The organism is Streptomyces sp. CNZ287, assembly GCF_007827615.1.
Map to the genome: position 1 here is coordinate 1 of NZ_VISV01000004.1, position 13,200 is coordinate 13,200.

The following is a 13,200-nucleotide window of genomic DNA, read 5'->3' on the forward strand; positions in this document are numbered from 1 at the left end:
TGCGTATACCCACCGGAACCCGACACGTCATCACGCTTCTGATGCGGCTGCCCCCACTGCACCTTCCGCTTGTTCCGCCGCGACTCCGGCGCCACGTACGCCTCGATACCGATGATCGGCGTCACCCCCGCCGCCGACGCCTGCACAAAGAAGTCATACGCACCATGAAGATTCCCATGATCCGTCATCGCGATATGCGACATCCCCATCTCACGACACGCCGCGAACATATCCTTCAACCGCGCCGCCCCGTCCAGCAGCGAATACTGCGTGTGCACATGCAGATGCGTAAAAGGCGGCTTGGCCACGACGGAGGACCTCCAGCAGACGGTGGGCGCGAGGGCTCGGGCAGGACGCTGGGAAGTCTAGGACGCGGCACTGACACCGCGGCCCCCGGCCGCACTGAACCCGGGCCTCCCCTTTAGCACCGGTTTACGGTCCGCCGTGGCACAATCACGCACGATGGAACACGCGGCCGTAACGATCAGGGTGATGCGCGCGGCGGTCTTCACCGCGCTGTGCATCAGCCTGTCCGCGGGCGCCCACGTGCTCCTCTCCGCCAACCCCCTGCCCCTGGGCATGCTGGCCGCGCTCTCCGCCGGCGTCTTCGCCGTCGCCTTTCTGCTCGCCGGCCGCCGCGAGCGCGGCTACTGGAGCATCGCGGCCCTGCTCGTGCCGCTGGAGCTGGCGGCGGACACCGTCTTCACCACCGGCCAGCACACCTGCTACGGCCAGTCCGGCGGCCCGGTCGCGGGCTCCATGCGCTCCCTGGGGCTCGATCTCCTCTGCTCCGGCGAGTTCGGCACCCCGCTGGCCCGGATGACCGCCCGCGGCGAGGCCCTGGCGGGTACCGCCGCCAGCCCCTGGCTGCTGCTCGGCGCCCACGTCGGCGTCGGCCTGGTCGCCGCCGCCTGGCTGCGCCGCGGGGAGGCGGCCCTCGCCGGGCTGCTGCGCGCCGCCGCGGCCGTCGCCTTCCGGCCGCTGCTGCTGGCCGTCGCGATCGTCACCGTCGCCCCGGTGCGGAGCACCGGCCGCCCCGGCCGCCGGCCGGACCGTACCCGCGCCGGCCGCCCCCAGCCGCACCTGCTCCACTCGGTCCTGCGGCGTGGCCCGCCGTGCCCGGCCGCTGCCTGATCCGGCAGCCAGGCCGAAGAAGCACGGACACAGCCACACCGACCACAGAGGGACCTCACCACCATGAGCAAGCGGAACAGCCAGGAAGCCAAGCGGGCTGCGCGCGAGCGGCTGCGCATCGAGCGCGAGAAGCAGGCCAAGAAGGAGAAGGTGCGCCGGCAGCTCTTCGTCGGCGGTGCCGTCGTCGGTCTGCTGGCCGTCGTCGGCGGCGTCGCCTTCGCGGTGACCACGCTCGGCGGCGACGACGGCACCGACAAGGACTGGGGCGCGGCGAAGAACGCCAAGCTCGTCCAGCCGGCGAACGCCGAGGGCGACAAGGGCACCACCGTCGTACTCGGCGGCAAGGACGCCGAGAAGACCGTCGACGTCTACGAGGACCTGCGCTGCCCCGCGTGCGCGCAGTTCGAGCAGCAGCTGGGCGAGCGGATCAAGAAGGGCGCCGAGGACGACAAGTACCAGCTCCGCGTCCACCTCGGCGCGATCATCGACGGCAACTTCGGCGGCAACGGCTCCAAGAACGCCGCCAGCGCCCTGGGCGCGGCGCTGGACGTCAGCACCGAGGCGTTCAAGGAGTACCACGGCCTGCTCTACTCGGCGGACCACCACCCCGCGGAGAGCGAGGACAAGTTCGCCGACAACGAGTACCTGCTGGACGTCGCCAAGAACGTCGACGAGCTGAAGGGCAACAAGCAGTTCCAGAAGAACGTCAACAAGGGCACGTTCGACAAGTGGGCCCTGGAGATGATCGACAGCTTCAACGACGCCGGCATCGAGGGCACGCCGACCATCAAGATCGACGGCAAGAAGGTCGAGAGCAACGCGCTCCCGGCCGAGCTGGACAAGCTCGGCGCGTAGGACCCCGCGTCACGTGGCGGAGCGCACGTCCAGCTCCGCCACGAACGCATCCGCCACCTGCCAGGCGGACTGCGCCGCCTCCGCGTCGTAGTCCGCCAGGCCCGGGTCGGTGAACAGGTGCCCGGCGCCCGGGTAGCGGAAGACCTCCACGTCGGCGCCGGCCCGGCCCATCCGCAGATACCAGGCCGTCAGCCAGTCGTGCGTCTCGTACGGGTCGGGGTCGGCCACGTGCAGTTGCACCGGCAGCTCGCCGGAGGCGGCCGCGGCCCCGTCGGCGATGTCGGACGTGCCGTGCATCAGCAGAAGTCCCCGCGCGTGCCGGTCCGCGAGCGCCAGGTTCTGCGCGAGCGCGCCGCCGAGCGAGAAGCCCGCGTACAGCACCCCGCCAGCCGAGTACGGCGCCGCGGCCTTCACGGCCCGCGCCAGCAGCTCGTCGGTGCCGATCTCGTCCCTGACCTCCTGGCCCTCCTCCTCCGTTTCCGGGGTACGCCCGTCGTAGAGGTCGGGCACGACCACCTCGTGCCCGGCGGCGCGCCAGCGCTCCGCGGTTTCGTGCACGGCCGGACGCACTCCGTACATGGAGTGGAAAAGCAGAATCGTCATCCGCCCATCGTGGCAGATACGGTCGGGAAGGTCCGCAGACGAAGGAGGCTCACGTGTCCACCGAGGATGTGCTCCGGCCCGTCCTGGTCATCGGGGGCGCCGTGGCGGTCACCGCGATCGCCGGGGTCGTGGTCGACCTGCTGCTGCGCCGGGCCGACGCCCGGCATCCCGAGACTCCGATATGGGGCCTGCTGCGAAGCTGCCGGGCGCCGCTGCAGTTCGCCCTGCTGACGTCGATCCTGCTGGGCACGTACAAGCGCGCGGACCTGGCGCACGGCGACGACAGCCGCACGATCGTCACCCGCGTGCTGACGCTGCTGCTGATCGCATCCCTGGCGTGGCTGCTGACGAAGGTGCTCGCGGCCGCCGTGGAGCTGACGTACCACCGCTACAAGGCCAGGGCCCGCGACTCCGCCCGCCGCCGGCGGGTGCGCACGCAGCTCACGCTCATCCAGCGCGTGGTGGTGTTCGTCATCTGCACGGTCGCGGTCGCCTCGATGCTGCTGACGTTCCCGCAGATGCGCGCGGTGGGCACCTCGATGCTCGCGTCCGCCGGCGTCATCGGCATCATCGCGGGCATCGCCGCCCAGTCGACGCTGGGCAACCTCTTCGCGGGGCTGCAGATCGCCTTCGGCGACCTGGTGCGCATCGGCGACACGGTCGTCGTGGAGGAAGAGTGGGGGACGGTCGAGGAGATCACGCTGACGTTCCTGACGGTGAAGACCTGGGACGAGCGCCGCATCACCATCCCCGTGTCGTACTTCACCAGCCAGCCCTTCGAGAACTGGTCGCGCGGCGGCCCCGAGCTGACCGGCACGGTCTTCTTCCACCTCGACCACTCCACGCCCGTGCGCGAGCTGCGCGAGCGGCTGCACGAAGTGCTGCTGGGCTGCGCGCACTGGGACGGGCGCGGCTGGAGCCTGGTGGTCACGGACACCACGCCGACCACGATGCAGGTACGGGCGCTGGCCACCGCGCGGGACGCCGACGCGCTGTGGGACCTGCGGTGCATGGTGCGCGAGGAACTGATCACCTGGCTGCGGGAGAAGCATCCCTACGCGCTGCCGAAGGTGATGACAGCGCAGGCCCCCCTGGACGGCGCCCGGAAGGGCCCGGACGTCGAGGTGCCGTAGGACACGGTCGACGCCTTCGCGGCGCGCAGCGTCATTTGGCGCTCCAACCGCGGCTCGGCCCCGGCGTCGGCGGCCACGTCGAGCCGCCGGACCAGCCAGGGCAGCTCAGGCCCTGGCAGAGCAGGGTGGCCAGGACCACGGCGACGACGGCGGCGGCCGCGCCCAGCGAGCGCCCCGTCGAAGTCGCCGGAGGCGACGACGGTGTGCATCTCGAGCCCGATCAGGCCGAGGACGCCGTCGGGGTCCGTGGCGTACTCGCCAGCAGCCCCGCGGCGCCGGCCACCGAGAAGCTGCCGGAGACGGTCGCGGCGATCGCCACGTGGGAGAGCACGATCGCGGTGACGTCGTTGAACAGCCCCTCGCCCTCCAGGATCGACACCAGCCGCCGCGGCAGCCCCAGCAACCCGGCGATGGACGTGGCGGCGATCGGGCCGTGCGGCGCCACCAGCGCGCCCAGCACCATTGCGGCGGCCAGCGGCAGCCCGGGGACGACGGCGCGTGAGCTGGTCCATGGCCGTCGCGCCGCCGCGGCCGTCAGGCGCTGTCCGCGCGTACGGTGTCCAGGGCCTGCCGCAGATCCTCGGGGTAGTCCGACTCGAACTCGACCCACCGGCCGTCCTCGGGGTGCTCGAAGCCGAGCCGTACGGCGTGCAGCCACTGCCGGTCCAGCCCGAGCCGCTTGGCGAACACCGGGTCGGCGCCGTAGGTGAGGTCGCCGACGCAGGGGTGGCGGTGGGCGGACATGTGCACGCGGATCTGATGGGTGCGGCCGGTCTCCAGCTTGATGTCGAGCAGGCTGGCGGCGCGGAACGCCTCCACGAGGTCGTAGTGCGTGACGCTGGGCTTGCCGTCGGCGACGACGGCCCACTTGTAGTCGTGCACGGGGTGGCGGCCCACGGGGGCGTCGATGGTGCCGCTGAGCGGGTCGGGGTGGCCCTGGACCAGCGCGTGGTAGCGCTTGTCGACCGTACGCTCCCGGAACTGCTGCTTCAGCAGCGTGTACGCGCGCTCCGACTTGGCCACCGCCATCAGCCCCGAGGTGCCGACGTCCAGCCGGTGCACCACGCCCTGCCGCTCGGCGGCGCCGGAGGTGGAGATGGCGTACCCCGCGGCGGCCAGGCCGCCGACGACGGTGGGCCCGCTCCAGCCGGGGCTGGGGTGGGCGGCGACGCCGACGGGCTTGTCCACGACGACCACGTGGCCGTCGTCGTAGACAACGGCCATCCCGGGCACCGGCTCGGCGACGATCCGCACCGGCGCCGCCGGCGCCGGCATCTCGACCTCCAGCCAGGCGCCCGCCGTGACCCGGTCCGACTTCCCGGCCTCCCGCCCGTCGACGAGGACCTTGCCGGCGCCGGCCAGTTCGGCGGCCTTGGTCCTGGAGAACCCGAACATCCGGGCGAGCGCGGCGTCGAGCCGCTCGCCTTCGAGGCCGTCGGGTACGGGCAGGGTGCGGATCTCGGGCACGGTACTCACCCGGGAAGTATCGCAGGCGCGTACGGCCGCCCCGGTCAGCCGCGGTGGATCGTGCCGTTCAGCCGCGGTGGATGGTGCCGTCGGGGTCGAGGCCGCGGAAGGAGAGGATCACGATGAGGATGCCACCGCAGACGATCGCGGAGTCGGCGAGGTTGAAGACCGCGAAGTGCTCGGGGGCGATGAAGTCCACCACGTGGCCCTCGAAGAAGCCCGGGGAGCGGAAGAGCCGGTCGGTGAGGTTGCCGAGCGGGCCGCCGAGCAGCAGGCCGAGCGCGATGGCCCAGGGCAGGCTGTAGAGCTTGCGCGCCAGCCGGGCGATGACGCCGATGACAATGACGGCGATCAGCGTGAAGATCACGGTCATCGACTCGCCGATGCCGAACGCCGCGCCGGCGTTGCGGACGACCTGGAAGCGCAACAGGTCGCCGACGACCTCGACGGAGCGGTTGTCCGGCTCCAGTCGGGCCACCACGATCAGCTTCGTGACGAGGTCGAGGGCGTAGACGAGGGCGGCGACGCCGAGGAGCACGCCGATACGGCGCGGCCCGCGGGCCGCCGCCTCCGGCACACCGTCCCCGGCCTCCGCGGCCGTGTCGCCCGCGGTCGCCTTCCCGGCCGGGTCGGCGGTGTCGGCGTCGGCCTTCTCGTCCGCGGCGGATGCTGCCTCGTCCTCCCCGCGGGGCTCCGTGGCGTCCCCGCTGATCCGCTCCGCCTCTGTCACGTGTGTGCCCTCCGGTGCGCTGACTGGGGTCGAGCGTACGACACACTCGTACGAGCCGTCGCACCACAGCCCGCAACCGCCGCCGTCCGGCCCCGTCAGCGCCTCCGGCGATCCCTCAGCGGCGTTCCTGCCGCTGCTTGCACTCCACGCACAGGGTGGCCCGCGGGAACGCCTGCATCCGCGCCTTGCCGATCGGCTTGCCGCAGGACTCGCACCGTCCGTACGTGCCGTCCTCCAGCCGGACGAGGGCACGCTCGGTCTGCACCAGCCGCTCCCTGGCGCCGGCGGCGAGCGCCATCTCGTGCTCGCGGGAGATGTTCTTCGTCCCCGTGTCGGCCTGGTCGTCCCCGGCGCCGCCGCCGGAGTCGCGCATCAGCCCGCTGACGGCCTCCTCGGAGGCGCGGATCTCCGAGCGCAGGCTCGCGACCTCGTCCAGCAGGCCCTGGCGGGCCTCCTCGATCTCCTCGGGAGTCCAGGGGTCCTCCCCCGGACGCACGGCCAGCTCCCCCGGCTCGGCCGGGGCTGCCGTCCCGCCCGCCGCCTCGGCCACCGAGGTCTCCACCACCTGCGTCTTCTTTGCGACCACCGTCTTGGCTCCCGTCTTCTTCCCCGGAGACGTCCTGGCGGACGTCTTCTTGGCCGCCGCCTTCTTCGCCGGCTTACGCGCCGGAGCGGCGGCCCGTGCCGCGGTTTTCCTCGCGGGCTCGGTCCCTGCGGCCGGCGCCTTCCTGGCCGCGGCCTTCTTCGCGCGCGGCGACTTCCCGGCGGGGACGGCCGCGCCGGCCGCCTCCGCGGTCGCCGCCGTCTTCTTCCCCGCCGTCTTCTTCGTAGCCTTCTTCGTGGTCTTCTTCGCGGCCTTCTTCGTGACCTTCTTCGCGGCCTGTTTCTTCGCCGCCCGCTCCTCCGGGGCCGTGGACCGGCCCGCGGCGGCCTTCCGCACCGGCGCCTTCTTTGCCGCCTGCTTCGCCGTGGTCTTCTTCGCTGTGGACTTCTTCGCCGCCGGCGCGGTCTTCTTCGCAACCATGGCCGGGACCCCTTCACATATTGTGATCTTGTTCGCGAACGGTGCCGGAACGATAAATCGACACTGGGTCCGCGGCAACAGGGCACGCCATGGCTGACCGGTCTCAAAACGTTGTGCCCAGCCCCGCGCCGGGTAATCCCGGGCTTCCGCTCGCACGTGCGGTTTGCCGGCGCTGGGCCGAACGGCCCAGCGCCCCGCCGCGGAAACCCGGTCGGCGGCGCGTACCCCGGGGCCGTACACTGTCGGCAGCGACAGGCGTGGATGGGGACGAGTACCTCCGTACGCAGCCGAGGAGCGACCCGGGGACGGTGCGAGCCCGGGCGGTGTGCGCGGAGCGAAGATCACCCCGGAGCCGCCGGAGGAAAGCCCCCGGGCGAGTAGAACCGGCAGCCGCTGCCCCAATGAGGGGGCGGTGGGCGCGCCCCGCGCGCTCCGCCGCCAAGGAGGGTGGTACCGCGGGAGCCCCGGCTCTCGTCCCTCCGGTTCGGCCGTCAGCACGCCAGCCGGAGGAAGAGTCCCCGATGACCACGCCCCTGTACCGCCCGGTACCCGCCCAGGTCGACCTGCCCGCCCTCGAGCACGCCGTGCTCGACTTCTGGCGCGAGCAAAAGGTCTTCGCCCGCTCCCTGGAGCAGTCGGAGGGCCGGCCCGAGTGGGTCTTCTACGAGGGTCCGCCCACCGCCAACGGCATGCCGGGTGCGCACCACATCGAGGCCCGCGTCTTCAAGGACGTCTTCCCCCGCTTCCGCACGATGCGCGGCTACCACGTGGCGCGCAAGGCCGGCTGGGACTGCCACGGGCTGCCGGTGGAGCTGGCCGTGGAGAAGGAGCTGGGCTTCAACGGCAAGCAGGACATCGAGGCGTTCGGCATCGCCGAGTTCAACGACAAGTGCCGCGCCTCGGTCCAGCGGCACACGGACGCCTTCGCCGAGCTGACCGAGCGGATGGGCTACTGGGTCGACCTGGACGACGCGTACTGGACGATGAACTCCGAGTACGTGGAGTCCGTCTGGTGGTCGCTGAAGCAGATCTTCGACAAGGGCCTGCTCGTCCAGGACTACCGGGTCTCCCCCTGGTGCCCGCGCTGCGGCACCGGCCTGTCCGACCACGAGCTGGCGCAGGGGTACGAGACCGTCGTCGACCCCTCGGTCTACGTCCGCTTCCCCCTCACCTCCGGCCCGCTGGCCGGCGAGGCGTCCCTGGTCATCTGGACCACCACGCCGTTCTCGCTCACCGCCAACTTCGCGGTCGCGGCCCACCCGGAGGTCACCTACGTCGTCGCCACCGACGGCAAGGAGAAGGTGGTCGTCGCCGAGCAGTTGACCGGCAAAGCGCTGGGCGAGGGCTGGGAGACGACCGGAGAGTCGTTCACCGGCGCCGAGATGGAGCGCTGGACGTACCGGCCGCCCTTCGGCCTGGTGGACCTCCGGGACGCGCACTACGTGGTCAACGCCGACTACGTCACCACCGAGGACGGCACCGGCCTGGTCCACCAGGCCCCGTTCGGCGAGGACGACTTCAAGGTCTCCCGGCAGTACGGCATCGAGGTCGAGGTCCCGGTACGCGCCGACGGCACCTTCGGCGAGGACCTGCCGCTCGTCGGCGGCCAGTTCTTCAAGAAGGCCGACGAGACACTGGTCGCCGACCTCGACGCCCGCGGCCTGCTCTTCCGCCACGAGCCGTACGAGCACAGCTACCCGCACTGCTGGCGCTGCCACACGCCGCTGATCTACTACCCGCAGCCCTCCTGGTACATCCGCACCACCCGCGTCAAGGACGCCCTGCAGCGCGAGAACGAGCGGACCGCCTGGCACCCGGACTCCGTCAAGCACGGCCGCTACGGCGACTGGCTCGACAACAACGTCGACTGGGCCCTCTCCCGCAACCGCTACTGGGGCACCCCGCTGCCCATCTGGCGCTGCGCCGGGGACCACCTCACCTGCGTCGGCTCCCTGGCCGAGCTCACCGAGCTGACCGGCACCGACCAGTCGTCCCTCGACCCCCACCGCCCGTACATCGACGAGGTCTCCTTCCCCTGCCCCGCCGACGGCTGCACGCTGCGCGCGGAGCGGGTGCCCGAGGTCATCGACGCCTGGTACGACTCGGGCTCGATGCCCTTCGCGCAGTGGGGCTACCCGTACAAGAACAAGGACGTCTTCGAGACCCGCTACCCCGCGCAGTTCATCTGCGAGGCCATCGACCAGACCCGCGGCTGGTTCTACACGCTGATGGCCGTCGGCACCCTCGTCTTCGACAAGTCCTCGTACGAGAACGTGGTCTGCCTCGGCCACATCCTCGCCGAGGACGGCCGCAAGATGTCCAAGCACCTGGGCAACATCCTGGAGCCCATCCCGCTCATGGAGCGGCACGGCGCGGACGCGGTGCGGTGGTTCATGGCCGCCGGCGGCTCCCCGTGGGCCTCCCGGCGGGTCGGTCACGGGACGATCCAGGAGGTCGTGCGCAAGACCCTGCTGACGTACTGGAACACGGTGTCCTTCCAGGCGCTCTACGCCCGCACCGCCGGCTGGGCGCCCTCGGCCGCCGATCCGGCGCCCGCGGACCGGCCGCTGCTGGACCGCTGGCTGCTCGGCGAGCTGGACGCGCTGACGACCCGGGTGACCGACGCCCTCGACGGCTACGACACCCAGCGCGCCGGCAAGCTGCTGTCCGCCTTCGTCGACGACCTGTCCAACTGGTACGTGCGCCGCTCCCGGCGGCGCTTCTGGCAGGGCGACCCGGCGGCGCTCCGCACGCTCCACGACGTACTGGAGACCGTGACCCGGCTGCTGGCCCCGGTGGTGCCGTTCATCACCGAGCGGGTCTGGCAGGACCTGGTGGTGCCCGTCGTGCCGGACGCCCCCGCCTCGGTGCACCTGGCGACGTGGCCGGAGCCGGCCGGCTCCGGCGCCACGGCGTACGACCCGGAGCTGTCGCGGCAGATGCAGCTCGTCCGGCGCCTGGTGGAGCTGGGCCGGGCCTCCCGGGCGGAGTCCGGGGTGAAGACCCGCCAGCCGCTGTCGCGGGCGCTGGTGGCCGCCGCGGGCTTCGCGGCGCTGCCGGAGGAGCTGCGCGCGCAGATCACCGAGGAGCTGAACGTCACCGCGCTCGCGACGCTCTCCGACGCCACCGGCGGCGCGGCCGGCGGCTCGCTGGTGGACACCACCGCGAAGGCCAACTTCCGGGCGCTCGGCAAGCGGTTCGGCAAGCGGGTGCAGGAGGTGGCCAAGGCCGTCGCGGCGGCGGACGCGGCGGCGCTGTCGGCCGCGCTGCGCGACGGCGGCAGCGCGACGGTGGAGGTCGACGGCGAGACGGTGGCCCTCTCCGCGGAGGAGGTCATCATCACGGAGACCCCGCGGGAGGGCTGGTCGGTGGCCTCCGACTCGGGTGCCACGGTGGCGCTCGACCTGGAGATCACCCCCGAGCTACGCCGTGCGGGCCTGGCCCGCGACGTGATCCGGCTTATCCAGGAGGCGCGGAAGAACTCCGGCCTGGACGTCGCGGACCGGATCCGGCTGCGCTGGTCGACGACCGACCCCGAGGTCCGCCAGGCGCTCACGGACCACGCCGGGCTGATCGCGGAGGAGGTCCTGGCGACGGACTTCGCGGCGGGCGAGGCGGCGGAAGCCGAGGGCTACGGCGAGCCGTTCACCGACGAGCCGCTCTCCCTGACCTTCCGGCTCGTACGGGCCTGACCCCGGAGCGCAGCGGCGGCGCCCCGTTCCCGTGCACCCGCGGGGGCGGGGCGCCGTCCGCGTCAGCGGTCCGGTCCCGCCTTGGCGCCGTACCGGATCCGCTCCCCCGGCCCCCGGGGCGTCCGGCCCCGTATACGGGCACGCAAAGGGCCGGGCCCCGCGGCGAGCGATCCGCGGGACCCGGCCCTTTGCGATATGCCGACGGCCGTCAGGCCGTGCTCAGTTGTCGTCCTCGTCGATGAGGAAGCCGCGCATCGGCGACGGCGGCTGCTGCATCGGACCGCCCTGGGGGCGCACCGGCGCCATGGGCTGCGTCATGGCCGGGGACATCTGCTGCTGGCTGCCGTACGACGGGCCGCCGGCCGGCGCCTGCCGGGTCGGCATGCCCTGCTGGCCGCCCATGGACCCGCCGCCCATCGAGCCGCCGCCCATGCTCGGAGGGCCGCTCATGGCACCGGCACCGGCCGGGGCCATCGAAGGCGTCGGCGCGGGCGCCGACGCCGCGGGCAGCGAGGCCGCCGCGGGCGTACGGGGCGGGGCCAGGGAGTCGTCCGCCTGGTTCTCCAACTGGCGGAGCTGGGACTCCAGGTACGACTTCAGCCGGGTGCGGTACTCGCGCTCGAAGCCGCGCAGGTCCTCGACCTTGCGCTCCAGCGTGGCGCGCGCGGACTCCAGGGAGCCCATCGCCACGCGGTGCTTCTCCTGCGCGTCCCGCTCCAGGGCGTCGGCCTTGGCACGCGCGTCGCGCTCCAGACCCTCGGCGCGGCTGCGGGCCTCGCCAACGATCTTGTTGGCCTCGGCGCGGGCCTCGGCGATCGCCTGGTCGGCGGTCTGCTGGGCCAGCGAGAGCACCCGGGCGGCACTGTCACCGCCGACGGGACCGCCCTGCTGCGGGCCGGGCCCGACGTGCTGCTGCTGGGGCGGGCCGCCGACGTGCTGCTGCTGCGGCGGGCCGCCGTGCGGGGCGTGCACCGGGCCACCGGGACCGCCGGGGCCGCCGTGCCCGCCCGGGCCACCGGGGCCCATCGGGCCGGGGCCGTGCGGACCGTGACCGGGAGGACCGCCGGGGCCACCGGGCCCACCCGGGCCCATGCCACCGGGACCTGCGGGCAGCTGGGGTGCGCCGGAAGGCAACTGAGGCGGGCCGCCCTGCGGCGGGCCCATCTGCTGCGGCGGCACCGGCTGCGGGCCCGATATGGCGGCGGGCACCGGCCCGCCGTGTCCGGGGGGTCCCGGCCGGTCCTGGGGCTCGGGGCCCTTGCGCATCCCCTGGTTCTGCGCCGCGGCCCGGGTCGCCGCGGCCAGCTTGGCCCGCAAGTCCTCGTTCTCGCGGAGCAGCCGGGTCAGTTCGGCCTCGACCTCGTCGAGGAACGCGTCGACTTCGTCCTCGTCGTAGCCCTCTCGGAGTCGGACGGTCGTGAACTGCTTGTTCCGCACGTCCTCGGGGGTCAGCGGCATTTCTTCACCTCAACGTAGTCATCGGCGACATCGGCATATCGACACTCTCCGTCCCGCTTCATCATCACCTCGCCCCGCCCACCACGGTGAGGAGGATGTAGACGATGATCATCAGGACGAAGAAGGACAGGTCCAGCGCCACGCCCCCTAGACGCAGTGGCGGAATGAACCGCCGCAGGAGCTTGAGTGGTGGATCCGTGACCGTGTAGGCGCCCTCAAGCAACACCACCATGGCTTTGCCCGGCTCCCAGGAGCGGGCGAACATGAACACGTAGTCCATGATCAACCGGAAGATCAGCACGATCAGGAAAACGAACAGCGCGATGTAGATCACTTGAAGCGCGACGTCCATCTCGCTGTGGTCCTCTCCCCTTCGCGTTCCGGCCCCACGGCCGCTCGCACAGTGTTGCTTGGCTCAGCTTTGGTTGAAGAACCCGCCCTCTGCGATGCGGGCCTTGTCCTCCGCTGTTACGTCGACGTTAGCAGGCGACAACAGGAACACCTTCTGAGTCACTCGCTCGATGCTGCCGTGCAGCCCGAAGACGAGTCCAGCCGCAAAGTCGACAAGTCGCTTCGCGTCCGTGTCGTCCATCTCGGTCAAGTTCATGATCACAGGCGTACCCTCGCGGAAGTGTTCCCCGATGGTACGTGCCTCGTTGTACGTACGCGGGTGGAGCGTCGTGATCCGGTAAGGCTCCCGCTCCGACACGGCCTTGGGCATGATCACCGGCGCACTCTTCTCCAGGCTGGGACGGTCAGGTGTGATGGAAGACACGGGAGCGATTCGCCCCGAACGCCCCGATTCGGGCAGGAGTCCGGGTGAACGCCCCGCCGGCTCGCGGTCCGTGGGCCGCTCCCGCTGCGCCGGCGGCGAAGCGATCGCCCGCGGCGGCTCCTCCTGGTGCGGCGGTTGCGGGGCCTGGTGGCGGTGGCGCCGCTCGGGCTCGGGCTCCGGCTCGAACTCGTCGTCGGGGTCGTACCCCGGGCCGTCGTACCCATCGTCCTCCACGAGGCCGAGGTAGACCGCCATCTTGCGCATTGCGCCGGCCATGCTCTACGCCCTCCGCTCTGCGGTGGATCGACCTTCGCCAGTGACGTGATCCA

At 72.1% G+C, this 13,200-nt stretch carries 13 protein-coding genes and 1 pseudogene; 5 read left to right on the forward strand and 9 right to left on the reverse strand.

Annotated features, from left to right (window positions below; genetic code table 11):
• The coding region (locus tag FB457_RS10070) for a PHP domain-containing protein (RefSeq protein WP_145781589.1) at positions 1-308 on the reverse strand (308 nt) is incomplete at its 3' end.
• A gap of 184 nt (positions 309-492) precedes the next feature.
• On the opposite strand from FB457_RS10070, the gene FB457_RS10075 reads away from it, so the two are divergent.
• Together FB457_RS10075 and FB457_RS10080 are read left to right on the forward strand one after the other, a co-directional pair.
• Positions 493-1,134, forward strand: coding sequence for a hypothetical protein (locus FB457_RS10075; RefSeq protein WP_078898178.1), 642 nt, complete (start codon positions 493-495; stop codon positions 1,132-1,134).
• A gap of 63 nt (positions 1,135-1,197) precedes the next feature.
• On the forward strand, positions 1,198-1,989 hold the full coding sequence (locus FB457_RS10080; protein WP_047015261.1) for a thioredoxin domain-containing protein: 792 nt from the start codon (positions 1,198-1,200) through the stop codon (positions 1,987-1,989).
• 9 nt (positions 1,990-1,998) lie between these two features.
• Here the strand turns inward: FB457_RS10080 and FB457_RS10085 are convergent, their stop codons facing one another.
• The gene (locus FB457_RS10085; protein WP_145781591.1) at positions 1,999-2,592 is read right to left on the reverse strand and encodes a dienelactone hydrolase family protein; all 594 of its coding nucleotides are present in this window, start codon (positions 2,590-2,592) and stop codon (positions 1,999-2,001) included.
• A gap of 53 nt (positions 2,593-2,645) precedes the next feature.
• Here FB457_RS10085 and FB457_RS10090 point away from each other — a divergent pair, with 53 nt between their 5' ends.
• Positions 2,646-3,725, forward strand: a complete 1,080-nt coding sequence (locus FB457_RS10090) for a mechanosensitive ion channel family protein (RefSeq protein WP_047015263.1) — start codon at positions 2,646-2,648, stop codon at positions 3,723-3,725.
• Between the two features lie 259 nt (positions 3,726-3,984).
• Here FB457_RS10090 and FB457_RS10095 read toward each other — a convergent pair.
• From FB457_RS10095 to FB457_RS36040, 4 genes and pseudogenes are all read right to left on the reverse strand, one after another.
• Positions 3,985-4,227: pseudogene (locus tag FB457_RS10095) on the reverse strand (cation:proton antiporter domain-containing protein); the annotation flags it as partial.
• A gap of 32 nt (positions 4,228-4,259) precedes the next feature.
• Positions 4,260-5,201 (reverse strand): RluA family pseudouridine synthase, encoded by a 942-nt coding sequence (locus FB457_RS10100; protein WP_047015265.1) that lies wholly within the window; start codon positions 5,199-5,201, stop codon positions 4,260-4,262.
• A gap of 58 nt (positions 5,202-5,259) precedes the next feature.
• Positions 5,260-5,922: a signal peptidase II gene (gene lspA / locus FB457_RS10105; RefSeq protein ID WP_047015266.1), complete on the reverse strand. Its 663-nt coding sequence runs from the start codon at positions 5,920-5,922 to the stop codon at positions 5,260-5,262.
• Positions 5,923-6,037: 115 nt separating this feature from the next.
• Positions 6,038-6,508, reverse strand: a complete 471-nt coding sequence (locus FB457_RS36040) for a TraR/DksA family transcriptional regulator (protein ID WP_347614517.1) — start codon at positions 6,506-6,508, stop codon at positions 6,038-6,040.
• 49 nt (positions 6,509-6,557) lie between these two features.
• On the opposite strand from FB457_RS36040, the gene FB457_RS36045 reads away from it, so the two are divergent.
• Together FB457_RS36045 and ileS are read left to right on the forward strand one after the other, a co-directional pair.
• A complete protein-coding gene (locus FB457_RS36045) occupies positions 6,558-7,043 on the forward strand; it encodes a hypothetical protein (RefSeq protein WP_347614519.1) in 486 nt (161 codons plus the stop codon).
• A gap of 424 nt (positions 7,044-7,467) precedes the next feature.
• A complete protein-coding gene (ileS, locus tag FB457_RS10115; RefSeq protein WP_047015268.1) occupies positions 7,468-10,638 on the forward strand; it encodes an isoleucine--tRNA ligase in 3,171 nt (1,056 codons plus the stop codon).
• 219 nt (positions 10,639-10,857) lie between these two features.
• Here ileS and FB457_RS10120 read toward each other — a convergent pair whose 3' ends face one another.
• The 3 genes from FB457_RS10120 to FB457_RS10130 all read right to left on the reverse strand — a co-directional run bounded on the left by FB457_RS10120 (position 10,858) and on the right by FB457_RS10130 (position 13,147).
• Positions 10,858-12,096, reverse strand: coding sequence for a DivIVA domain-containing protein (locus tag FB457_RS10120; protein WP_047015269.1), 1,239 nt, complete (start codon positions 12,094-12,096; stop codon positions 10,858-10,860).
• Between the two features lie 64 nt (positions 12,097-12,160).
• Entirely contained in the window at positions 12,161-12,448 is a 288-nt protein-coding gene (locus FB457_RS10125) for a YggT family protein (protein WP_018837714.1), read from the reverse strand.
• Between the two features lie 63 nt (positions 12,449-12,511).
• Positions 12,512-13,147, reverse strand: coding sequence for a cell division protein SepF (locus FB457_RS10130; RefSeq protein ID WP_047015270.1), 636 nt, complete (start codon positions 13,145-13,147; stop codon positions 12,512-12,514).
• Between the last annotated feature and the right edge of the window lie 53 nt (positions 13,148-13,200).